Below are 24,051 nucleotides of genomic sequence, written 5' to 3' on the forward strand. Positions count from 1 at the left end.
ACTCTTCGGAGTGCCTTTTTCGTTTCCAATTGCTTACGCCTGAGCATGATTCAAGTGCCGATAGATTGTTTTTGCGTTGAAATGAGACATCTTTTGTCTTATTTGTGTGTAAGGTGAAACGGTCAATGTTGAGTATGTCTCTTTGAGGAGTAATAAATTTGAATAAAAAAGATTTTCTCTTGGTTCGGCAGGTGTCTGATTTTGTAAACTGGCTGATTCTTCTGATTGATAATCCAGGTGAATATCCTCTTAATCATAGGTGGCGCTCTGTTAATAGTAGTTTTTGCTTTAACCAAGGAGAAGAGTGGCAATGCACATCACTGGAGGATGCAACTAACAACTATAGATGGCCAGCGAAAAAGTTGGACGGCTCTATGGTTTTTAACTTACCGGATACTCAACACTTTCTTGATGATCTTTCCCATTCACTCAGAAGCTCCGTAGATAATGGCGATGGAGTACTAAAGGTTATTAACGACATTTTGAGTTGGGGTGGTGTTAAAGATAAGAAAGAGATTGCGCGGGATATAAGATTTAAACTGGATAGCGATAAACAAAGAGCTCTTTATCTTAAACAAGTAGGCCATAAGATCCATCAGGAAGATTTTGATCCTATGCAAGACACTTCAATTAAGGTAGACGAATATCTGGTTGACGGGATCATTTCAGACTCAGGTACCACGAAGGTTTTTGCACTGTTGTTTACTGAGTTTGCTATATACGATAGCCGCGTAGGCGCAGCATTGGGGTTTTTATTGACGCATTTTATGCGTTCCGCCGATATCAGCGAAACCAAACTGCATAGTGCTCTTCGTTTTGGGTGGCAAGATTCGCCCAACAAAGATTTCAGCCGGCCAGCTAAATCTAATGGCTCGCGCTTCAATCTCGGTAGAAACAAGCAAAAGCGCAACCCTAATACACTCATTGCAAAGCCAATATTTCCTTATCTGGCTAACGTTTCAAGCAAACAACGATTGTCTATGAATATGTATCTAAACTGGATCCTCCAGGCTGTTGTTAGGAAGTCTGAGAAGTTGAGAGATATTCGCCCCCATGATGCAGTTAGAAATTTAGAGGCGGCGTTATTTATGATTGGATACAGCGTTAACCCTGAATTCGATAAAAATTACTGGCACTTTGTTGATAAACCGTAAACCAAAAACTTTGCTACGCAAATACCAACAGCGCTATTAAAGGGCTTCGATTTCTACCACTATGCATTGAGTTTTTCCTTCAACATTGAACGGAAAAGTTAACTCGAATACCTTTTATCATAAGCATCTAACATGACGTCATTTGACGTCTGTTGGTGAGCGCTTTTGAGAAGGAGCGGGATACTTGTCTGGATGTCTTCGCTCTCATATAGAGAAAGCATTGCTAAAGCCCGGCGTTTGAACTCTTCGCGAATAAAGTCAGGTTTCAATACTTGAACAGAATCTCCGAAGCTCGATAAAAAGTTAACGCAGTCAAACGCGTCGGGGCGTCCGTGGCTAAAGTGATCAGGTATTGGTAGCTGACCTGAGATCTTTGATGTTCCGCCGCCATTAGATGTCACTTTAAGATTCTTACCAAATCCGATACGCATAAGATAATTCACTGCCCAGTCGGCGCCTCGGATTTCGAAATCATAGTATTTCTCAAACTTGTCCCAGCGGATGGAGTGATACTGGGCGTCTTCTGACCATCTTAGATCCTCAATTTTGTCCAGCTGGAAATGATGGTAGCGCTTAGTTTCATGTACATAAGCGAGGAGTTTGACATCATAATTAATGTATTGGATCCGCTGTGGCGATAATGTTACCCGCTCTGGGATAACATTGTTATGAATAGACTTATAAGTAGCTGTAAAAACGCGATTTTTAATTAATGCATCGAACACGTCACGCCAATGTGGCTGATTTTCAGATGACAGCTGCTGATCGCGTTTAATAAACGCCGGCCAAAATTTTAATTTATTTTCTATGCCTTTAAATTGCTTGTTGGCAATATCGGCCTCTTCTATATCGCTTTTGAGCTCGTCGATGAGAGAAGGAGGGAAAAACTGCCTAAGGTAAGCGTCAAGAAAACGAAATGCAAAAACGCGTGCCTCGACACGGGTATTTGAAACTGAGCCAAGCCCCAATGCTTCGTTTCTTGTTTCGTCAGTTGCCCAATAAAAACGTGCTTTTCCAAAACCTCGTTCACTCGAATTTATTGTCTTTACGAAAGAAGGGCTCTCGTTATCCTGAAAGATATCAACGAGTTCGTTGAGCTTTCGTGTGATGTTGCGTTTGAATGTACTGTATGGCTTAGTTGTCGTTGCATAAAGTTTGTCGGCGTCGGATCTATCCAACAATTGAGGGTTGTACTCTTCAACACATTGGAGCATGTTCTCATCTTGGAGTATTTCTGTAACGCTACGTGCTGCATTTTTGCCACTTCGAACAGACTTCATAAGTGCATCTGTGTAGTGCTTGTAGTTTATGGACATAAGGGGTCATTTCGGTCGAGAGTGCGTTGTTGTTATTCGATCATAGCCCAAGCAAATTAAATAAGACAATTTGTGTCTCAATTCAACCTACTATAACGTATCGAAATACAAGGAGAGACGATGATGAAAGTTATATTTTCCCATGGTAAAGAAAGTGGCCCGTGGGGACGAAAAATCAAAGTGCTGGCTGAGGTGGCAAAAAAACGTGGCCTTGAAGTAGACAGCGTAAATTATACGAATACTTTAGATCCTGACGAACGAGTAAAAATACTGAGTGCGTATCTGGAAAGTGAAAAAGCCCGGTGTATTTTGGTCGGCTCAAGTATGGGGGGCTATGTGAGTGTGACTAATGCCATGAGACATAAGGTTGCCGGGCTATTTTTACTTGCCCCTGCGTTCTATATGCCGAATTACGACGAGCAGGAATATAGTGCAAATTGTCCGACAGAAATTATTCATGGATGGAATGATGATGTGATCCCCTTTTCACATTCCGTTCGGTTTGCTGAGCAAGCCAAGGCTACACTCCATCTTATAAATGGTGATCATAGTCTCACGGAGACATTGCCTGAAATAAGTAATTGGTTTGAGCAATTTCTCGATGGGCTGACTTCATAGCTTAAAAATGATGAAGCACTAATTCACTGGTAATTCCATTTACAGTATTCTCCTCAAAGCGTTCTGGAAAGGAGTAAAAATGTTTGATCACCATATCCGAACCAGCCACCTGTACTGACGTCAACCGTTCGATCTGATGCTGGGTCGTACCAACCTAAGAGCCGACTGGGATTTACTGAATAGATGTGCTTAACGCCATTATTTAGAACTTGAAATTTACCAATCGCTATACCGTGTTTATTTCGAATGAATTGCATACTGAACTCCTCAGGTCATATCAACAATTCATACTTTCAACCATATTGAGACAACTTATGTCCCATTTGCGTGAAAGTAATTGCGTTTACAGAACTGAAAATCAGGATCCCGGGTATGATTTCATTATCGTCATAGACATGCGATGTACAGCACTTATAATGCGCCCTCTTGTTCAAAGGCTGGTATTTTATGTCATCGCGTCACGCATTTTCCCAACAGCTTCCGTTTTTACTGCTGAGCCTTTTAACGGGGTTAACCTCGTCGTTTGTCACGCCACTTATGAGTTACTTCCTCATTGACGAGATTAATGTAGAGCCCATTTTCATTAGCGTTTACATGGTGTCAGTGACCCTTTCCGGGCTGGTGGTAAGCCAATACCTTGGGAACTTGGCAGACAAAGGGTTTAACGCAAATCGCCTTTACGGGCTCACCATGATATGTGTCGGTATTGCGATGGTGGCATTTAGCTTTAGCAGCCAATTCTGGCATGTATTTCTGGCTGGTGTTCTGTTTATGTCCATAGGCGCTGGCGCGGTATCACAAATGCTTACGGTGTCAGGGCTGTGGGCAAAGAACGAAGATGTCGATTTAGCTGCGTTTAATGCAAAAGTACGGGCAGCTATTTCCCTCGCTTGGGTAGTTGGACCGCCGTTAGCGTTTACAATCGTTGCGCACTTTGGCTTTGCCGCCTCGTTTTCAGTCGCGATTGTTTGTGTGATAACCGCAACCATTTTTGTGGTGAAAATAGTTCCGCCACAGCAAGCTAACCAGAGTGCGCACAACGCTACCTTAGACAAAACCCTATCACTGCCGTTCTGGCTGATAGGGCTTGCCGTACTAGCCGGTATGGCCGGTAACGTGATGTACCTGTCGTCTATGCCGTTGTACGTCATGCAGGAACTTGGCTTACCCGAAAATTTGCCGGGGCTGATGATGGGCGTAGTAGCGGCACTTGAAATACCAACTATGTTATTAACAGCCAAACTCGCCCGACGCTTTTCATCTGCGGGTATTATGGCGGTAGCCTTTCTTTTCGGATGTTGCTTTTATATTGGCGTGTACTTTTCTCAAACAAGTTGGGAATTAATAGCGCTGCAAATTTTAAATGCATTGTTTTACGGTTTGTACGCTGGTATAGGCTTAACGCTATTGCAGAAACAAGCGCCAAATTTAACCGGCTTCACATCGGCATTTTATTCAAATGCCACCCGTGTCGGCATGATGCTGGGTACTATTGGGGCAGGCACCGTAGCCCAGTTTTATAGCTTTAGAGCAGCTACCATCGGTTCTTTATGTATTGCCATATTTGGCTTAAGCGTTATGCTGCTATTCATTTTTGTGAAACGGGTCAGAGTCTGAAGGAACCCCACGAATTTAATTCCATACGACCCCAACCCCCAATTTTTAGGCGGCTTTTACTTTGGTGGTTGTTTCAGGTTGTGAAACGTTAGTTTCTGGTTGGGGTTCGACGCTACTAAGTTCATTTTGATTTTGGCTATCACGAACATTCTTTTGAACTGTAATGGCCGCAAATAAGCTTAATGTGAACGCCATTCCGAAAAAGCCCTTCTCACTTAATAAAAGCTCGGCATTCAGCAATCCAATAACTAACAGTACAATGGCTGAGCCGGTGGCTACCGCTGAAGCTAAAAAGTATGCCTTGGTTGTAGGTACACCTTCCATTTTATCCCGTACCGTTTTTTGCAAACTCACCACTGAAAATAGACCAAATAGCATAATAGTGAAGTAATAACCTTTTTCGTTAAGGGCCATAGGCGCGTTGTACAAACCTATGAAATACGAACCTACGCCTACAATAAGTGCTGCTAGCGACGCAATTCGAAACGCTTTAGTGGGTTTATTCATGTTTTGCATAGTAAAACTCCTAAATGTTCTCTATTTGACCCGTGCGGGTAAACGTAACGGCCTTGTTTGTTAAATTGTACTTTTGCATGTAGCGAGCAAGGCTTCCGAAGGTGGTGGTTTCTACCTTGCGACCGTGATCTGACAGGGTTACGCCATCGCTGAACATACTTGCCAAGCCAAGTTTCGCGCGGCTCATATTTACTTTTTGCGCCGAAAAATGGGCTTTTGCATTTACCTTTAGCTGCGCAATATCAGTGGTTGAATAAATTGCCGCGTTCAAAACATCTAGCGTGTATTCCGTGCAGTTTTGACGTTCACTATTAAACGGGTTTGCCACTACCGAATATCGAGCATTGTGAAGCTGCTTAGCTTTGTCATCGCGATATAGATTCACTAACGCTTGTTGCACTTCTGCTGAAGGAATAATTATTCCTGCCTCTAGCGCATACGCGCCCCAGAAGAAATCTACTGGATAATCAGTAATCAGATGGCTTCTGCCCTGTTCTTCAGCGTCTTGATACAAATTATGTATGGCATAGCCCTTCGCCGTATTGCCGTCACTTAGCTGAATACTTGAGTAAATAGCAATCGCGGTATGGGTAAAGCGAATACCTTTTGGCATATCCTCAATAGGTCTGCCACGTCTGGCGATAATAAACGCTCGGGCCCCTTCACCTGCCGCATACTTTTCCACATCCTTTGAAAAAGTCGCAATCGCTTCTGGCGTAAATGTAGGCTTACCATGCTGCTGGCTTCCCGCGTACACGTCATGGATACCAGACATTAATAGTACAAGGGCAAACCCAATTGAAGTTAAGTAGGCTTTCATGTTTAACCTACCGTTGAGTATTAGTTGTGGTTGTGATCACTTTTGTCTTAGTAGTAATCACGTGGTTTGGAGCTGGGTCAGCGGTAATAATGGTTTCGGTTATTACCAAAGGTTGGTTCTGCGCCTCGGAAGACTGGTGGCTGGCCTGATGAAGGCTGCGAGCGCTTTCATTCGCGGCGCTTTCTACCACCGCGCTTCCGGCGACAACCGCACTGCCGGTCAATACTACCGGTACTGCCACCACCGCACTTGCTACCGAAGCGGTTGTCGCTAAACCTTCCGAAGCAGCCAACACACTGTGCTTACAGGCTTTGCCGCTATGGTCAAAAGAATCATCCGCCATTGCAGAATGGGTAAGTAGTGCACTACTTAGTAGTGCAGTTAACATCAATGTTGAACGTGTATTTTTCATATCACTTGCTCCTAGTTTGTAAAGACAAGATGTGTCTGAACACTTTCTACACTAGAACCAAGAATAAATTTCGTAAACCAAAATGATTAATGTAGTATTAAATTACACCACAAGTATAAAAAAGTAATACCATGAGCCAAATTAGCCTTGTGTACGACACCTTGAAACAGTGCTTACGAGAACAACGACTCACCTATAAGCAGCTTGCAGAAGCGCTTAATGTGAGCGAAGCGAGTGTGAAGCGTAACTTTTCGTTGCAGGCTTTCAGTCTTGATAAGTTAGAGCAGATTTGTGAATGCTTAAATTTGTCGTTAAGCGATTTATTCAGTCTTTCACAAAAACAGCAGGAGAAGATTTCACAGCTGTCTGAACAGCAAGAAATGGAACTGCTTGCTAACCCTAAGTTACTGCTTGCCGCGGTGTGTGTTCGAGATGGTTGGCGCTTTTCAGAACTCATCGAACATTACGATATCGATGAAGTAGAAGGCATTAAACTAATGACAACCCTTGATAGGCTTAAACTTATTGAACTGTTGCCGAACAACCATTATAAGCTACTTATTGCCCAAGACTTTCGGTGGATCCCTGGCGGCCCGCTAGAGAAGTTTATGGAACGAGAAGTCATGGTAAAGTTTATGGACCCAAAGAAGAGCGAGCCGTGGATGTTTCGCTTTTACTTACGGGGTCGCTACTCACAAACCTCGGTCTCTATTATTCAGCGGCGTCTAGAGCAGCTTAGGCAGGAAGCAGCTAAGCTCAGCAGCGAAGATAATGACTTACCGATAGAAGAGCGTCAGCATGTAGGTTTGCTGATGGCGATGCGACCGTGGGAGCCTTCGCTTTTTGAAAACATGAAGCGGAAATAACCCTGTCGAAATATATTGGGGTCAGAGTCTGAAAAATCCCCACGAATTTAATTGCATACGGCCCCAACCCAGGCCGACCATCAACCCGATTTTACATTTACAGTTGCTCCGCGTAAGAACCTAAAACGTCAGTATCGTGGTATAAAAGAGTATTGGATGTCACAAACAGTGGTATCACCAGTCATATTTTGCAGGAGTAAGGGCGTGGATTTTCTTTTAAACGTATTGATTTGGGTTGGCGTAGTTATCTTTTTTATCTTTATTGTAGGCTTTATGGCTGCAGCAAAGCTGAACAATAAAAAAGATGATCAGTAGGCCACTGCTGAACTGAGCCGTGGGGTTACGAAGTTATTTCTCCGGCGCCCTTTTGCTTAAGCGGTAGCTTTAACGTGAAACAGGTGCCTTTACCTTCGGTGCTTTGAACGGTGAGATCGCCGCCGTGTTCTTTGGCAATACCATAGGAAATAGAAAGCCCAAGGCCGGTGCCTTCTTCTTCCGATTTGGTGGTAAAGAATGGGTTAAATACCTTTCTTAGGTTAGCTTCTGAAATACCACAACCCGTATCTTTTACCTGCAATGCCACAAAATCGCCGTCACAGCTTGTGGAAACAGTGAGTTCGCCCATCAGTTTGGTTGCTTCAATTGCCTGTGCGGCATTAATTAAGAGGTTAGTCACAATTTGAGATATTTTGCCCAGGTTCATTTGTACATTGGGTAGTTTGGCAAAATGAGTTTCGATCTTGCATACATATTTGAGTTTATTGTTTACCATGGCTAGGGAACCTCTGACGCAGTCATTTAAACTTGCCATTTGAAAGTCGTCAGAATCAACGCGAGAAAACTGCTTCAAGCCTTGTACGATAGCTTCTACACGTTTTAGTCCATCTCGTGATTCATCGAGCAGGTGCTCCAGGTCGTCATTGATAAAGGTCATGTTCTGATACGATGAGCTTTGGGTTAATGATTTATAACGAGGATCGTTGTGGATATCGCTGGAAGCTGTAAGTAAATTGTCCATTTCCAGAAACAAAAAACGATACGTTGCCACATAATCGGTTAGGGTTTCCAGGTTTGATGTAACGAAGCCTACAGGGTTATTTATTTCGTGTGCGACCCCCGCAGCTAACTGACCAACGGAAGCCATTTTTTCAGCTTGAAGTAGTTGAACCTGGGCTTCTTTCAATGAACGGTTTGTTTGGTCGAGTTCTTCGTTTTTGTTATGCAATTGGGCGGTGCGCTCAGAAATTCGCTGTTCCAGAGATTCGTTGAAGCGCTGTAGTTCCAACTCCGCGACTTTGCGCTGTTCATTTTCAATTTGTAAGTGTTTTGCCAAATGGTTGAACGCGGTTGCAAGCTCTCCCAACTCATCATTCGATTTTACCGCTATATGAATATTGCCGAACTGATCATCCGGGCTTTTCATAAGCGCCCGGGCACCGACGTGTAGTGATTTAAGCTGGTTAGTCAGGTAACTGCCCAGAGCAAAGGAAAACAAGGCTACCAGCGCCATTTCAATTACGGCCAAGAACGTAGCCCAGTGCCGGATATCTTCCAAAGAAGATTTAACCGAAGAAATATTGATGCCGAGATCAATGTGTCCGTACACAGTGTCATCTATTGTAATGGGCTTGCGAATGTCGTAGGTGCCGTCTGTGGCTTTTTCTACATTTGTATCACCTTGAAAAGGGCGTGCAAGCAGCGCCTCGCTACCACTTTGCGCAAAGATACGGTTTTGCGCATCGCTGATCCTCACATAGTCAATATCCGGGTTGGCCATAAGCTCTTTTACATCGGCTTCAAGTGACGCCAAATCGAACGCCAAAAAGGCATTTTTGGTAGTAGAGTAGAACAGGTTTGACGTAGTTGTGGCCCGTTTTATTACGGTGTCGTTGATCAGTGCTGACAATAAATTGAATGTTGTGAAAAGCAGAATGCCTAGTAGCGTTGCTTCTATGAGTGCCACGCCTAAAATAGTTTTCGTTCTAAGGGAGATGCGCTTCACTGGTGCCTATTTCTCTGATGTAGAAAGCAAGTCTATGTTTAGTGCACGAACGTCGTCCCAGTCACTGTCTTTGGCACGTTCGAAGCCTTTCATATGCAAACTGGAAAGTACGTCCTCATAATTTTGATTATTGTTTAGAGAAAGCAAAAACGCTGTGATTTGCTCACTGTGCTCTAGGGGGACCCGGGGGTGAGATGCAATAGCATGGGAGGTAAAAGGCTGACTTTCCCACAAGACACGCAGGTGATCTTTCACCTCTGCTGGCGAGGCTTCTAAAGAACGAACAATTCCGCCACCTGCTTCAAAGAAACCACGCTGCACATTCAAATAAACGGAGTCGTGGGAATGCACGAATGTTGGTGTGTGCGTTATATTTCTGGTTGTCAGCGTGGCTCTTGGAATAATTGTCGCGGCAAAGGCTGCTGGCGCAGGGAAAGCGATGGTTTTGCCCTGAAGATCGTTAAGGGAATTAATTGAACTGGATTGATTAACTACAATGATCCCTTTAATCGCTTTGTCACGCTGGCGAGCCATGGCTCGATATCCCGGTGATTGGTTAAACACCACAAAGTGATACGGGTTCATATAGGCAAAATCATACTCACCGTTGGCCAGTGATTTTTCAAAGGTGGGGATATCCTTCGCTGTTTTAAATTGAATAGTATGGCCGGTTTGCGCTTCAATAACTGTCAGTAAAGGTTGCCAGGCCTGGGCAATGACTTTGGGCGCGTGCTGAGGCACGATACCAATAGTGTACGATGCACTGAATACAGGCAAGGAAGTCAGTACCATCGCCAGAGATAAACAGAGAATTTTAAACACTTTTTTTAATCCTGCTATAACGTATTATTTTGGGGTGAGGTGAACGATAATATAGTTACAAGTGTAGTCTGGCATTTCTGAGATGGTGATAAAATTAGCAATATTGCTAGATTTTTACTGTGAGCCAGTACTCAAATAAAGTGCACACAGACCAATAAGCAGAGAGACGTATGGCAACAGCAAGCGCATTACACATACTGGTGAAAACAGAAAAAGAGGCGTTGTCTATTCTGGCGCAACTTAAGAAAGGGAAAGATTTTGCTCAATTGGCAAAACGACATTCTTTGTGTCCATCTGGAAAGCGCGGTGGTGATTTAGGTGAGTTTCGCCGCGGGCAAATGGTAAAGCCTTTTGATGACGTAGTATTTAAAAAAGAGGTGTTGAAAGTGCACGGGCCTGTCAGAACCAAATTCGGCTATCACCTCATTAAAACCCTTTATCGAAGTTAAGGGTTTGTCTTGGGAAGGTTAACCTTGCCATTGCGCTTAGCTTCTATACACCACGTCGTTTATATGTAACTAAAAATCGAAGATCTTCTGCGTTAAGTGTTTGAACCCGATGCTGACGGCACGCTAATTTGGCAAGGCCCAGCATTTATTGGTAACGCCAGTGATTCGTCTCTTTATGTGAGACAAACCGAAGATAAATCGCTGCAATTTTTGATAAGTACAACCAAGCTTATGTATGTAACGCAGTAATTATTTCAAGGGCAGCTTAGGCTGCCTTTTTTACTTCCTCTTTTTTATCTCAAGATATTCTCTACTGACATCAGCCACCTAGGGCCAGCTACTCAAATTACACTTGCAATTATTCATGACGTGAATGATTATTATGTTTTTCATTTAAGTGGTGTGTTTTTTGTGCGAAAGACTATTTTGATATAAAAATGACCATATCATATGTCTTTTTTATATTTAGCAATTCGCTGATATATATGCTTAAAATGCTTTACTTGCTTGGTTTACCCTACTGCAATGAAAATATTAGAGCGGCAGAATATGGTTATTTCAGATAGTGAATAGTCACTTTTAAATCACTTATTAATAATTTTTTTCTATTAATTAGGTGGTTTTCGCGGGTGAAAATAAATTTTAGAAATAACCAATAATAAAAATAATAAATTAACCATTCCGGCACTATTGTGTTCGGATTATGAGTCTCAGTATCCCGTCGCCTGAGGAGCACACTGTGAATATACTGATTTTGAATGAAGGACACGAGCAAGAAGGAAACACAGAAAAGCGCTGTGCGGTGTCACCGTCCAGCATAAAACGCTTGGTACAACGAGGTATACAGGTACGCGTGCAAAAAGGTGCAGGTGTATTGTCAGGTTATGCAGATACCCTGCTATCCGAGGCTGGTGCCACAATTATTGAAGACATTGCTTCTGTGTTGATAGACACAGATGTACTGCTTTGTGTTAACCGTCCAGGGGAGGCTGTTTTTAGCCAGCTCAAGCCTAAAGCTTTAGTTATTGGTCACATCGACCCTTTTTTCCAGCAGTCGCTGGTGGAGGCGTTGGCAGAAAGACAGCTCACCACCCTTTCTGTGGAAATGATCCCGCGCTCGTCACGAGCACAGAAAATGGATGCGTTGAGTTCACAGGCCAGCCTGGCCGGTTACGTCATGGTGATGCAAGCTGCAAACCACTTGCCCAGTATTCTGCCCATGATGATGACGCCCTCGGGCACTATAAAACCAGCCAAGGTGTATATTATCGGCGCAGGCGTGGCAGGTTTGCAGGCCATTGCGACGGCTAAGCGCTTGGGCGCTAGCGTGTTGGCGTATGACACCCGTGATGTGGTTGCCGAGCAGGTTGAGTCGTTGGGCGGTAAGTTTCTTCATATTGATTTAGGAGAAACAGGCCAAACCAAAGACGGTTATGCCAAAGCACTTACTGAAGAGCAAAAACAAAAGCAACAGGACGCCCAACGAGACGCCATTGCTGATGCTGATATTGTGATCACCACAGCACAGTTGTTTGGTCGTCGCCCTCCCCAGTTGATTAGCAAAGATACTCTTGCATTGATGCGCCCGGGCAGTGTGGTGGTTGATATGGCAGCCACATCCGGCGGCAATGTGGAAGGTTCAGAGCCTGGAAAAGTGGTACAGATTAATGGTGTCACAGTTATTGGTACCGGGTACTGGAGTCAAGCCGTGGCGAAAGACGCTACAGATATGTATGCCAATAACCTCTACAACCTTCTCGATGAGTTCTTCGACGATGAAACCAAGCAATTTAATCTCGATCTTGAGGATGAAATTCTTGCCGGTAGCGTTATTACGCACAACGGAAACGTCACCAACGATATGCTTATCAACGCCTACAAGGAGTCTTAATAATGGAAATTATCTATCTGATCTTTATCGTTTTATTGGCGGCATTCCTGGGTTTTGAGCTGATCCGTAAAGTGCCGGCCACGTTACACACGCCGTTAATGTCGGGGTCCAATGCCATATCTGGTATCACCTTGGTTGGCGCACTTGCTGCGTCGGGTGCAGATAACGACTTACTCACTACCATACTGGGTACAGCAGCTGTGGCGCTGGCTAGCATCAATGTTGTGGGCGGCTACATGGTTACCGACAGAATGCTGGGTATGTTCAAAAAGAAAGACAAGAAGTAAGGGCTGAACAATGGAATCTGTATCGTTAATTATTAATTTAGCCTACGTGCTGGCTGCCGCCCTGTTTATTATAGGTCTGAAGCTATTAAGCCACCCTTCATCTGCCAGAAAGGGAAACCTAGTCTCTGCTATCGGCATGCTGGTGGCTGTGGTGGTTACGCTCCTTGATCATGACATCATCACTTACCACTGGATTTTACTGGGGTTTGTCATTGGCGGTGCCTATGGAGCCTGGAAAGCAAAGTCGGTAGAAATGACCGAGATGCCACAAATGGTATCGCTTTTTAACGGTTTTGGTGGTGCTGCCTCATTGCTGCTTGGTTGGTCGACAATCAGTCAGCAAGCAACAGTGGGCTTTACCGGTTTGTCAGGCGCTGTACTGACTACCGTGGTGATCACCATTTTGATTGGTGGTGTTACCTTTTCCGGGTCTGTTATCGCGTGGGGTAAGTTGTCCGGGAAGATGGGGGCAAAAGCCGTCATCTTTACTGGTCTGCGCGAATTGAGTATTGCGCATTTACTGGGTTTTGTTGTGGTGGGGTATTTGTTTGTCTCTGAACCGGCAAACCCCATATGGCTGTACGCCACTATTGCCCTGGCGCTAAGTTTTGGAGTGCTGGCTACTATTTCCATTGGCGGCGCCGACATGCCCGTGGTTATCGCCCTGCTAAACAGCTATTCCGGCGTAGCCGCATCAGCAGCAGGTTTAGCCGTTGGCAATACTATTTTGATTGTCACCGGCCTGTTGGTAGGTGCGTCTGGTCTTATTCTCACTAACATTATGTGTAAAGCCATGAACCGGTCACTGATGAATGTGCTTTTATCTGGCTTTGCCAAGCCAGTGGAAGCGGCTGAGAAAATTGAGGGCGAAGTGAAAATCTTGCCTGCCCAGGACGCCTTTTACGTGTTAGAAGCCGCACAAGCCGTGCTGGTGGTACCTGGTTACGGTATGGCTGTGGCTCAGGCACAACACGCGGTTCGCGAGCTGCAAACGTTGCTTGAAGAAAACGGCTGTACGGTAGAATACGCAATTCACCCCGTTGCGGGCAGAATGCCGGGGCACATGAATGTGCTGTTGGCGGAAGCCGACGTGCCTTACGACCAGCTTTATGAAATGGACGAGGTTAATCCGCGTATGGAAAATTACGATGTGGTTATCGTGATTGGTGCTAACGACGTGGTAAACCCGGCAGCGAAAGAAATTAAAGGAAGCCCAATTTACGGCATGCCGGTAATTGAAGCCTATCGTGCAAAAACCGTGTTTGTACTTAAACGGTCTGCCAATGCAGGTTTCGCGGGTGTCGACAACCCATTGTTCTTTAAAGACAATACTCGTATGGTACTTGGTGATGCGAAAGACACCATCAATACTATTATTCGGGAGTTTGGTGACGACTAGGTTGTCTCTAACCGAATATCAAACAATAAAAAACCGGTAGTTGATGGTGCTACCGGTTTTTTATTTATTGCGATGATGATCAGAACCGCACGTTCACACCAACCCACAGGTTACGGGCGCGATCTTTGATGTTGTAATCATCCAAAAACACCACTTCACTTACAACGCCACGTCCAGTGAGGTATTCATAGGTACCATCGTTGTTCAGATCATTGTACTCCGTAGTATAAGATGTGAAATCTTCGTCCAACAGATTATTGATACGGGCATTTACGCTCACATAGTCGTTAATGCGATAGCGCGCACCCAACGTCATCAGTTGGTAATTCTTGTAGTACAAAGCTCTATCAAGGGTGTTATCCCAGCCGCGATAGCGGTCTGAGCGTATCTGCGACTGCAAGTACACGCTGAAGGCGTCGGTAATATCCCAGTTGGCCGTGATATTCGCCATGTGCTCAGCTGTATTGGTGAGTGGCTCGCCTTCTTCCGGGCCGCTTTTTTGTTCGCTGTCTGTCCAGGTGTAGTTGGCAGTGATAAACCAGGTCCGGTTTATTTGCCAGCGACCCGCAACTTCAATGCCCTGCAAATCAACTTCATCGATGTTTATCTTTTGACTGTAGGTGTCGTAGCCAAGCTGGTCGTAATCGCCTAAGTTCACACAAGGGCGCACGCCGCCGGTAACCTCACAGCTGTACACCGTATCACCGCTGGCGATTTTATCTTTAAACTGGGTGTTGAAGTAGGTGATGTTGGCGTTGTGACCGGCATCACTGCTCCAGTAAACGGCAATTTCACTGTTTACACTGGTTTCTGGCTCAAGGTCAGGGTTACCCGCAAACGGAGAGGTTCCCTGACCGCCGAAGCCGGTGATACCATCGTACAAATCAGTTGTGTTGGGGGTTTTATAGCCGGTGCTAACACCACCTTTCACCGTCCAGTTGTCGCTAAAGGTATAAACGGCATACAAGCGTGGTGAAACCTGACTGCCAAACACATCGTGTTCATCGTAACGCACACCACCGGTTAGCGTTAAGTAGTCATTAGGGCTCCAGTTATCTTCAGCAAATAACGACCACATTCTTTGTTCCTGAACACCGCCAGCATCGCTGTCTTCTAAGCCGAAAACACCGTCTAGCAGCTCGCCGTCAATAACCTGGCCACCTAACACAATGTTGTGATCACCCATCACATCAGTCACCGGAATATCTACCCGTACATCCAACGTGTACTGACTGCTTTCTAATGGTCTTTTCGGGCGTGGCAGGAAGGTTTCTTCTGCAAGATCCTTGCGCTCTTCTTCACTTAACCCTTCGTACGCGCCGGTACCATCGTACATTTCTTGCAGCAGCAAGCGCTCAGTTACACTCAGCGGGAGCGTACGGCCATCGTTTGAGGTATCAACATGAGAGAGTGCGATCATGCTTGAGAAACCATCAAATTCGCCTTGATGGGTGATAGACCACCATTCGCGATTGAATTCCTGATCAGCCGCATAGCCGGCTCTTGGGTTAACTACGCCGCCTCTGTCAGCCCAAATCGACTCAATATTGTCTTTAGTGCCCAGTGGATATGAAATAGCGCCGGTGTCGATATTGTAGGTTGGCGTATTATCATAAGTTTGGTTCGAGTTATCGTAATCAAATTTAAAGCTCTGGTTCTTAAACGGCGTGTAGAACAATGTAAAGCCGAACTGTTCGCTGTCACTGTCTACGGTTTTTCCGCCACTACCAAAGCCTAGTTCGCGAATGTGAATATCACCGTTAGGGTCAACGGCTGGAGCAAATTCGGGGTTAGACGCCTGGCGCTCATACATGCTGCCGCGCACACCTAATGTCAGCAAATCTTTAATAAGTGGACCCTGGGCAAAAAAGTCAGTGGTGATGTCATCACCGAATTGGTCATCAGTTTGAATACTGCGACCAAAATTAATTGAACCGCCCCATTCTTCTGAGCGCTTTTTGGTAATGATGTTAATAACACCACCCAGTGCATCTGCGCCGTACAAGGTGGACGCTGGCCCACGGATAACTTCGATACGTTCAATGGCTTCCATTGGTGGAACATGGCCAAAAGCGTTACCGCCGAAATTATTGGGGTAAATGTCGCCGTGGTTATTCATACGCACGCCGTCGATAAGCAGCAACGTGTATTCGCCAGTGAGGCCGCGCATGCTCACTGTGCCCTGGCCGGTTTTATCGCGAGTCGTACCTATATCTATGCCTTCCTGAAACTGCACGGCATCCAATAGAGTAATAAAAGATCGTGCCTGTAAATCTTCCTGGGTAATAACAGAAATACTGGCTGGTGCTTCTGTGAGTTTTTGTTCAAAGCCCGTTGCCGAAATTACAATGCGTTCAATTTCACTACCGTCTGGGGTAACAATTTCAGCATCTTCTGCTGTAGCAAAGGGAGAAAACATAGAAACAGCAACTGCCGTTGCCAACAAAGAATAGCGGGTGTTCAGAATGAGGCGTGTCATCAGTCAAATCCAAATATTGCGTTGTTATGATCCATTTTTAAGCGCGGAGATGGTATCAGAATGGAATACAAATGCGAACTGTTTTTATTTGTCTTTGTCTAGTTAATTTACTTTTCTATACGATTCTTGAAGAGTATTTACACTAGAGAAATAGATCAATTTGATAGGTTTCTGACAAGCGATGTAAGGCAAATAAGGATTCAGCGGGAATGTGTGAAAGGCACTTTAGTTAAGGAACTAAGTGCCTTCAATTATGAAAGATTTATTGTTTAGAGGCTTCTCGGGCTGCTTTAAAATCAGATTCACTTGTCCATTTTGGCCAGTCACCATTGTTGGCAAGCTGGGCCATGATTTGACCTATAAGGTCAAGATCTTGTTCAACGCCGTCCAAGTCCCAGTCAGAAAAGTAATCATCACCTGCTTTGTGATAACGCTGAGAAATGAATGACGGGTCGGTGTCGCCCAAGCTCATAAACAGGTAGGAAGGAATGCCCTGTTTCGCTGCTGCGAAGTGATCAGAGCGGAAAAATAAGCCATTTTGTGGCCGTGGATCGGGTTTTACAAAACGCCCCTGGGAGGCAGCAACTTTAGCCACATAGCTTTCTAATTCAGACAAATTGTTGCCATATTGCAAAATATAGTCGGTGGCCTTATTCACGTTCATACCGTCAATGTTGAGAAATGCCACAATATCAGAAGCAGGTACTGGCGGGTTCAAGGCAAAATGCTCCGCGCCGATAAGCCCGGTTTCCTCCGCGGTGAAGGCACCAAACATGAGCGTTCTTTTGTTGGGGTGTTTATCGTGGTTGTTTTTCAATACCCGGGCGAGACTGAGAACGCCGGCTACGCCAGTGGCATTATCAACAGCGCCATTTAGCACGACCTCCTTACCGTTTTCTGCACCCTTCCCGAGGCCGTCCCAGTGCGCATGCAACACAACCCATTCATTGTCGGCTGATGTGCCCGGAATGATACCTGCCACGTTTTGCGATTCAGCCATTTCGAACGAACTGCGCAAAGCGAGTGTTGCTTTGCCTTCAAGGGGCATGGCTTTAAAACCGGGTACAGAAGCCTTGGCTTTTAATTCACGATAATCCAGGCCGTTTGCCGCAAACAGTTTTTCCGCAGCACGCAGGTGAATCCACCCCATTACGCCAACCTTGGACTGATTATTGTTGCTGTCTACTAAGCTGTATTTTGTGGTAGTGCCGCCCGCCTGCACAACGCCCCAGCCGTAACCAGCTGGCATGGTTTCGTGCACAATAAATACCGCTTTTGCCCCCTGCCGAGCAGCTTCTTCGTATTTGTAAGTCCAGCGGCCGTAGTAAGTCATAGCGTTACCGGTAAAGAAGTCGTCACGCTTAGAGGCAAACCCAGGGTCGTTCACCAGTACAATAACCGTCTTACCTTCAACGTCGATATCTGCATAATCGTTCCACTGATATTCAGGAGCATTAATGCCGTAACCGGCAAACACGACGTCGTCGTTTAAGGTAATTTGCTCTGAGATACGCTCGGTTCTGGCGACAAAGTCTGTGCCGTTATCAAAGCTAATATCGCCAATATTGAGCGTCATGTTCTGATCAGCAGAAATTTTTGCCAGAGGTACCTTCTGAATGTAACTGTCGCCAAACGCAGGGGCCAACCCAATGTCTTTTAACTGTTTCACCAAATAATCGACAGTTTTTTGTTCTCCGTCAGTAAGAGGTGCACGGCCTTCAAAGTCATCACTGGCTAGAACTTTTACGTCCAGACGATATTTGTTGAGATTGATAGCGTCGCCAATGGACGAAACTGTGGTAGCAGCAGAAGCGCTGGTGGCAACCAGAAAAGCGCAGCCGGTGAATAACATTTTCAGCATAAAATTATAAATAATTGTGGAGTGTGAACGAGCACATTACGCAATTCGTCAGGGTGCAACAATGCTTGGGCGGTAAAAGTTCGTGTTGAATCGGTAAACTGTTGGTGTCAGGTGTGTTCACCTTGCTATTAAATTATCACTTTAAACGACAATTTTCATAGCACTGACTTACAAGACGATTATAATGTCAGCAATTTGGAACCTGTAATCCACAACTCATCTTGGCTGGTATAACAGACAAGGTTTTTACATTTTTTAAGGTGATATTAAATTGGCTGAGTGGAGCATCGAAGAAGCGGAAAGGTTGTACGGCGTCTCTCGCTGGGGCGGCGGCTACTTTACCATTGGTGAAAATGGAAATATTCACGTGACCCCCGTGCCTTCAGACCCAAGTATACGCATTGATTTTAAAGCGGTTCTTGAAGAGATTCGTGAAGAAGGTGTTCAATTTCCTGTGGTAGTTCGTTTTCACGATGTGTTGCGATCTCAGGTAGCTAATCTGAATACCATTTTCCGCAATACCATTGCTGAAGCTGAATACCAGGGCGAATATCAGGGCGTTTACCCGGTAAAAGTAAACCAAATGCGCGAAGTGGTTGAAGAAATCGTGGATGCAGGCGAACCGTTTAATTATGGTTTGGAAGCCGGTTCAAAGGCCGAATTGATCACTGTGTTGGCGCTTAACACCAACGAAGACTCGCTCACCGTGCTCAACGGTTACAAAGACGAAGAGTTTATGAAACTCGCGTTGTTAGGACGTAAGCTTGGTCGTCGTGTTGTGGTGGTTATAGAAAAGTATTCAGAGCTTACTTTGTTAGTGCGAACTGCCAAAGAACTCGGCATTGACCCTATTATTGGTATGCGTTCTAAGATGACTGTAAAAGGTCGCGGAAAGTGGGAAAGTTCCGGTGGCGAGCGGGCGAAGTTCGGGCTAACCGTTGCAGAAATTTTAAAAGCGGCTCGCTTCCTGCGCGATGAGGGCATGGAGTCTTGCTTTAAACTTCTGCATTTTCATATTGGTAGCCAACTTACTGACATTCGTTCGGTGAAAGAAGCCATGACAGAAGGCGCTCGCATTTATGCTGAATTGCACAAACTCGGCTTCCCTCTCGACTATGTCGATGTGGGCGGCGGCCTGGGTATTGATTACGATGGCAGCGCTTCAACGAATGAATCTTCGCGTAACTACAACATGCAGGAATACGTGTCTGATGTTGTATACGGCATGAAAGAAGTGTGCGATTTGGAAGGTGTACCCCATCCTAACCTGGTGAGTGAAAGCGGTCGCGCCATTACCGCTCATCACAGTTGTGTGATCACCGAAATCGTGGGTGAAATTCGCTCGGATATGGCCGAAGTTGATGTATCTCCCGTCGCCGGTGAGCATGTGTTTGTGAGCAATATCAGAGAGTTGTCGGAAACCTTTGATGAACAAACCAATATGCAGGAAGTGTTTAACGATGCGTCTCAGTGGAAAGAGCAGGCTATGGACGCCTTCAAGCTGCGGGTACTGACCCTTGACGAGTTGGGTAAAATCGAAACCCTTTACTGGCGTATCATGAAGCGCATCCAGGCGTATTATTCCACGGCGGAATATGTGCCTGAAGAAATTCAGGGACTTGATTACAGCTTGTCATCACAATATCTGGCAAACTTTTCTGTTTTTCAGTCTGCCGCCGACACCTGGGCCATTGATCAGCTATTGCCGGTAGTGCCGGTAACGCGCATGAACGAAAAGCCTGACGTGAATTGCTCTTTGGTGGACATCACCTGTGACAGCGATGGGAAAATTGATCAGTTTGCTGCCGGCCGTGAAATTACCGACATTCTGCCCATGCACAAGCTGAATAAAGATGAGCCTTACTATGTGGGACTTTTCCTGACGGGTGCTTATCAGGACGTGATGGGAGACATGCACAACCTTTTCGGCAGGCTTAATGAAGTGCATATCTTCAGTTACGACGATGATCCTCAGGACTTCTACATTGAAGAAGTGGTTAAAGGTTCATCGGTGCAAGATGTACTTGAGATCATGCAATATAACCCAAGGGCTATGGCATCAGACGTGAAGCGTATGATTGACCGCCAGATATCCAGTGGCAAACTGAACCCACGTGAAGCCGTTAAGTGGACAGATTTTTACGAAAACTGTCTGAGCGGTTACACGTACATGAAAACCAGTAAATAAAGTCGGACAGGGCTCAGTAAATGACTTCTACAACTGAGCCCGTTTTTTATCAGCCTGTTCAAAATAGCGGGCCCAAAATTGTGCCGTTGTGGTGTTAATCATATTAGATTCAGCATTCATCAGCATAACATAGCCCGCTTTGTAATCCGGAGAAAACGCCACATCGGCCCGGTAGCCTTTTACCCATCCACTATGGTAGTTCAAACGCTTTCCATCAAAGTCGTAGATGCGCCATCCCTTGCCATAGTAAGCGCTAGTCAAATACTCTCGCCAACCCCGGCGGTACACTTCACGGCTGGTTTTTACCAGAGGCGAGGTGATATCTTCAATGATTTCCGGTGGGACTACCGTAGGAAATTCTCCCAGCATTGCCTGTAGATAGATTGTCATGTCTTTAATACTGGCGTTGACACCAGCTGCAGGTGAAAAGCGGTAGTAGTTGCTTTCTACAATGCCTTCGCGCCACTTATTTCTTGCAATGGCAATGTGCGGGCGGGCCCAGCTATCTGAAGCCAGTAATGCCCCTTTTCCAGCGCTGGCCGTTGCCATGCCCAACGGCTTAAAAACGAGTTCGTCTAACTGACGATTGTAAGAGGTATTGTGCATGCCTAAATAATAAGCAATGGCACCAAACATGGCGTTTTGATAGGTATAACAATTACCAGGGTTGCACAAAGGCTCTAGTTCGGCGAGTTGTCGAAGTACACGCTCCAGAGAATAATCGGCTTCAATGAGGTTGTCATAAGCATTTGGCATGAACCCACTGGATTGGCTGACAATATGCTGTAGCGTAAGGGTATCCATGCCTTTACCAGTAAATGGGATGCTGGGAACCAATTCAGAAATGGGCATGTCCCACCTGAGTTTCCCTTGCTGAACCAGTTTTGCTGTCATTAATGCGGTAAATGATTTAGACACCGAAGCGAGGCGGAAAACTGTATCGGCAGTAATCGGTTCGCCGTTTGTCCGGGTGTTGCCAAACACGTAAATCTTGGGCGTTTCTCCTTGCTGATAATAGACAAAGGCGTAGCCAGGAACATTGTATTTAATCGCTTGCCTTTTTACATACCGCGCGTAATCTTCCAGCCAGGCTTCATTTGCATAGCTCACTACGGGTAATGTCACACACAATATGACACAAAGCAGGGCCTTGCTCATAAAGCGAAACAATGTCTTCAACAAGAATAACTCCACTGGTTATTATGTAGTTTCGATCCGTGAAACTCGCAATTATTTGCAAGTATTATGCTGCCGGGCTTATGTAGAATCAACTGTATCGTTATTGCATCACATGAGTATGCACCCGCTTTTTACCTCCTATTTGTCATTGTGAATAACGAAAAATGTCCGATACGCAGAGGCGGTAAAGCAGTGTTGACATTAAAATTGGCAAATAGTTTGAATTGAGTACCGAAATCGTCGCTCTTAATTAACGCATTTGCATTACACTGCACGTAATGTAAACAACGGTATTACAGTGAAATGTCATGAGCGGCGAAGTAAAAGACACAGAACAACTACAACGGTACAGTCAGGCGAGACAGTCCCGCGACCCAAGGTTCGATGGCCACTTTTTCGTGGCAGTGATGTCGACCGGCATTTTCTGTCGTCCCATTTGTCCGGCCCGACTGCCTAGTGAAATGAATGTGAGATACTACAATCACGCCGCGCAAGCTACCCATGCAGGGTTTCGGCCCTGCCTGCGGTGTCGGCCTGACAGTGCGCCTTTGTCACCTGCATGGCGCGGCGTTGCATCCACTGTGCAACGGGCTGAACGACTACTCAGTGAAATTCCGCCGCAACCGGTAACACAAGTAGCAGCGCGTCTGGGTGTATCTTCCCGCTATTTACACAAGCTTGTTTCCTCCCGAGTGGGTATGCCTCCTGTTGTGTTGCAAAAATATCAGCAACTCTTGTTCGCTAAGCGTCTGTTGCAGCAATCGGCGTTGTCGGTAGAGGATGTTGCAATGGCCTGCGGCTTTAATTCTGCCAGACGGTTGCAAATTACCATGCAAAAGTATTGGTCTTTAACGCCAACGCAATGTCGGGGAAGGACAAAAAAAGAGCTTGCTCCCCACCGGAAAATTAATCTGACTTTGTTTTTCAGAGCGCCCTATAACTGGCCCTTTGTGCGGAATTTTCTCGAGCTAAGAGCAATACCAGGTACGGAAAACGTGACTGCTTCCAGCTATCGCCGGGTTTTTAGCAGTCATAACTGTCAGGGAGTAATAGAAGCTACCTATCAACATAGCAAAAATGTTTTTGACGTTACCCTCATTATCAGTAATCTGGGTGAAGTCAGGCGAGTTGTTGAAAACCTTACTCGGGTACTCGATTTAAACGCAGATCCTCAACTCATAGAAGCGGCTCTTGTAAGTGCTGGTATACCCGCCTCAAGGCTGTGTGAGGGTATTCGTCTTCCAGGGGTGTGGAGTACGTTTGAAGCCGGTTGCCGGGCAATACTCGGGCAACAGGTCTCAGTGAAAGCAGCTATTAACAACGTGGTGAAATTAGTACAGCAACTGGGACAAGAAACACCATCTGGCAAGGCGTTTCCATTACCGGAGCGAGTGGCTGACGACCCTCTTACATTCTTAAAAATGCCGGAAGCCAGGAAGCAAGCACTTAGAAACCTGGCTGCTTACTTTCGTGATTTAGGAGATGGGTACGTCAACGAGCATGACCTGCTGTCTCTTAAAGGTATTGGCCCCTGGACGGTAGACTATTTGATGATGCGCGGCGAAAGTGAGCCTGATCGGTTTTTAGGGTCAGACTTAATCGTGCGAAAGATGTGCGAGCGTTTTCCCACTGACGATACACGTGCAGCTCCATGGCGAAGCTATTTAACGCTGCAAATGTGGCAGTTAGCAAACGAGACAACAGCAAAAGCGGATTAACCATGTACTGTGAAAATATGCCCAGCCCGTTTGGGGTTGTAGAAGTAATGGCCAGTGAGAATGGGATAACATGCATTCGGTTTGTGTCTGGCGTACCTGAATTAACCAACCCGTCCGCGTTAACTTCCCTGGCGCTAACGCAGTTGTCAGAGTATTTTGCGGGTACCCGTACACACTTTACTCTGCCTCTCGCACCTCAAGGTACCCAATTTCAACAAAAGGTCTGGCAGGCATTGTGTAGCATTCCCTATGGAGAAACATGTAGTTATGGCGACATTGCCAAACGCATTGAAAACCCTAAAGGTGTGCGAGCGGTCGGTCTGGCCAACGGAAAGAATCCCATCGCTATCGTGGTGCCCTGCCACCGTGTCATTGGCGCGAATGGCAAATTAACCGGGTATGCTGGCGGACTTGAGCGAAAAGCCGGGTTACTTAAATTAGAAGGTATGCAATAAGC

The 24,051-nt window shown here is 45.6% G+C and carries 21 protein-coding genes; 11 read left to right on the forward strand and 10 right to left on the reverse strand.

Annotation, left to right across the window (positions count from 1 at the left end; genetic code table 11):
- Positions 1-158 precede the first annotated feature (158 nt).
- On the forward strand, positions 159-1,154 hold the full coding sequence (locus tag ACXACM_RS03955; protein ID WP_474819936.1) for a hypothetical protein: 996 nt from the start codon (positions 159-161) through the stop codon (positions 1,152-1,154).
- Positions 1,155-1,252: 98 nt separating this feature from the next.
- On the opposite strand, the gene ACXACM_RS03960 is transcribed toward ACXACM_RS03955, so the two are convergent.
- Positions 1,253-2,434, reverse strand: coding sequence for a WYL domain-containing protein (locus tag ACXACM_RS03960; RefSeq protein ID WP_474819938.1), 1,182 nt, complete (start codon positions 2,432-2,434; stop codon positions 1,253-1,255).
- A gap of 156 nt (positions 2,435-2,590) precedes the next feature.
- Between ACXACM_RS03960 and ACXACM_RS03965 the strand changes: the two genes are divergently transcribed.
- The gene (locus ACXACM_RS03965; protein ID WP_474819940.1) at positions 2,591-3,088 is read left to right on the forward strand and encodes a YqiA/YcfP family alpha/beta fold hydrolase; all 498 of its coding nucleotides are present in this window, start codon (positions 2,591-2,593) and stop codon (positions 3,086-3,088) included.
- Positions 3,089-3,141: 53 nt separating this feature from the next.
- Here the strand turns inward: ACXACM_RS03965 and ACXACM_RS03970 are convergent, their stop codons facing one another.
- Positions 3,142-3,345 carry a hypothetical protein gene (locus ACXACM_RS03970; protein ID WP_474819941.1) on the reverse strand — a complete coding sequence of 68 codons (204 nt, stop codon included), beginning with the start codon at positions 3,343-3,345 and terminating at the stop codon, positions 3,142-3,144.
- 190 nt (positions 3,346-3,535) lie between these two features.
- Between ACXACM_RS03970 and ACXACM_RS03975 the strand changes: the two genes are divergently transcribed.
- On the forward strand, positions 3,536-4,705 hold the full coding sequence (locus ACXACM_RS03975) for a sugar efflux transporter (protein WP_474819943.1): 1,170 nt from the start codon (positions 3,536-3,538) through the stop codon (positions 4,703-4,705).
- 45 nt (positions 4,706-4,750) lie between these two features.
- On the opposite strand, the gene yiaA is transcribed toward ACXACM_RS03975, so the two are convergent.
- Genes yiaA through ACXACM_RS03990 form a run of 3 tightly spaced genes read right to left on the reverse strand, consistent with a single transcriptional unit; the run spans position 4,751 to position 6,453 of the window.
- Positions 4,751-5,221, reverse strand: coding sequence for an inner membrane protein YiaA (yiaA, locus tag ACXACM_RS03980; protein ID WP_474819944.1), 471 nt, complete (start codon positions 5,219-5,221; stop codon positions 4,751-4,753).
- Between the two features lie 10 nt (positions 5,222-5,231).
- The gene (locus tag ACXACM_RS03985; RefSeq protein ID WP_474819945.1) at positions 5,232-6,041 is read right to left on the reverse strand and encodes a DUF2145 domain-containing protein; all 810 of its coding nucleotides are present in this window, start codon (positions 6,039-6,041) and stop codon (positions 5,232-5,234) included.
- 7 nt (positions 6,042-6,048) lie between these two features.
- Positions 6,049-6,453, reverse strand: a complete 405-nt coding sequence (locus ACXACM_RS03990) for a hypothetical protein (RefSeq protein ID WP_474819947.1) — start codon at positions 6,451-6,453, stop codon at positions 6,049-6,051.
- A gap of 131 nt (positions 6,454-6,584) precedes the next feature.
- Here ACXACM_RS03990 and ACXACM_RS03995 point away from each other — a divergent pair, with 131 nt between their 5' ends.
- A complete protein-coding gene (locus ACXACM_RS03995; RefSeq protein ID WP_474819948.1) occupies positions 6,585-7,319 on the forward strand; it encodes a helix-turn-helix domain-containing protein in 735 nt (244 codons plus the stop codon).
- A gap of 340 nt (positions 7,320-7,659) precedes the next feature.
- Here the strand turns inward: ACXACM_RS03995 and ACXACM_RS04000 are convergent, their stop codons facing one another.
- Positions 7,660-9,321: a sensor histidine kinase gene (locus ACXACM_RS04000; RefSeq protein WP_474819949.1), complete on the reverse strand. Its 1,662-nt coding sequence runs from the start codon at positions 9,319-9,321 to the stop codon at positions 7,660-7,662.
- 6 nt (positions 9,322-9,327) lie between these two features.
- Positions 9,328-10,143, reverse strand: coding sequence for a phosphate/phosphite/phosphonate ABC transporter substrate-binding protein (locus tag ACXACM_RS04005; protein WP_474819951.1), 816 nt, complete (start codon positions 10,141-10,143; stop codon positions 9,328-9,330).
- 170 nt (positions 10,144-10,313) lie between these two features.
- Between ACXACM_RS04005 and ppiC the strand changes: the two genes are divergently transcribed.
- The 4 genes from ppiC (at position 10,314) to ACXACM_RS04025 (ending at position 14,169) form a co-directional block, all read left to right on the forward strand.
- Positions 10,314-10,592: a peptidylprolyl isomerase PpiC gene (gene ppiC / locus ACXACM_RS04010; RefSeq protein ID WP_474819952.1), complete on the forward strand. Its 279-nt coding sequence runs from the start codon at positions 10,314-10,316 to the stop codon at positions 10,590-10,592.
- A 739-nt stretch (positions 10,593-11,331) separates the two neighbouring features.
- Complete coding sequence (locus ACXACM_RS04015) at positions 11,332-12,483, forward strand: NAD(P) transhydrogenase subunit alpha (RefSeq protein ID WP_474819953.1); 1,152 nt, start codon at positions 11,332-11,334, stop codon at positions 12,481-12,483.
- 2 nt (positions 12,484-12,485) lie between these two features.
- A complete protein-coding gene (locus ACXACM_RS04020; protein WP_474819955.1) occupies positions 12,486-12,770 on the forward strand; it encodes an NAD(P) transhydrogenase subunit alpha part 2 in 285 nt (94 codons plus the stop codon).
- Between the two features lie 10 nt (positions 12,771-12,780).
- Positions 12,781-14,169: an NAD(P)(+) transhydrogenase (Re/Si-specific) subunit beta gene (locus tag ACXACM_RS04025; RefSeq protein ID WP_474819957.1), complete on the forward strand. Its 1,389-nt coding sequence runs from the start codon at positions 12,781-12,783 to the stop codon at positions 14,167-14,169.
- 79 nt (positions 14,170-14,248) lie between these two features.
- Here ACXACM_RS04025 and ACXACM_RS04030 read toward each other — a convergent pair whose 3' ends face one another.
- Both ACXACM_RS04030 and ACXACM_RS04035 read right to left on the reverse strand, forming a co-directional pair.
- Positions 14,249-16,648: a TonB-dependent receptor domain-containing protein gene (locus tag ACXACM_RS04030; protein ID WP_474819958.1), complete on the reverse strand. Its 2,400-nt coding sequence runs from the start codon at positions 16,646-16,648 to the stop codon at positions 14,249-14,251.
- Between the two features lie 262 nt (positions 16,649-16,910).
- Entirely contained in the window at positions 16,911-18,500 is a 1,590-nt protein-coding gene (locus ACXACM_RS04035; RefSeq protein ID WP_474824219.1) for a M28 family metallopeptidase, read from the reverse strand.
- 280 nt (positions 18,501-18,780) lie between these two features.
- Here ACXACM_RS04035 and speA point away from each other — a divergent pair, with 280 nt between their 5' ends.
- Complete coding sequence (speA, locus tag ACXACM_RS04040) at positions 18,781-20,697, forward strand: biosynthetic arginine decarboxylase (RefSeq protein ID WP_474819959.1); 1,917 nt, start codon at positions 18,781-18,783, stop codon at positions 20,695-20,697.
- Positions 20,698-20,724: 27 nt separating this feature from the next.
- Here speA and ACXACM_RS04045 read toward each other — a convergent pair whose 3' ends face one another.
- On the reverse strand, positions 20,725-21,879 hold the full coding sequence (locus tag ACXACM_RS04045) for a serine hydrolase domain-containing protein (protein ID WP_474819961.1): 1,155 nt from the start codon (positions 21,877-21,879) through the stop codon (positions 20,725-20,727).
- A 305-nt stretch (positions 21,880-22,184) separates the two neighbouring features.
- Between ACXACM_RS04045 and ACXACM_RS04050 the strand changes: the two genes are divergently transcribed.
- Entirely contained in the window at positions 22,185-23,594 is a 1,410-nt protein-coding gene (locus ACXACM_RS04050; protein ID WP_474819962.1) for a DNA-3-methyladenine glycosylase 2 family protein, read from the forward strand.
- Positions 23,595-23,596: 2 nt separating this feature from the next.
- The gene (locus ACXACM_RS04055; protein WP_474819963.1) at positions 23,597-24,049 is read left to right on the forward strand and encodes a methylated-DNA--[protein]-cysteine S-methyltransferase; all 453 of its coding nucleotides are present in this window, start codon (positions 23,597-23,599) and stop codon (positions 24,047-24,049) included.
- Positions 24,050-24,051: the final 2 nt, after the last annotated feature.

Source organism: Alteromonas sp. AWQ4_252, from assembly GCF_056158205.1.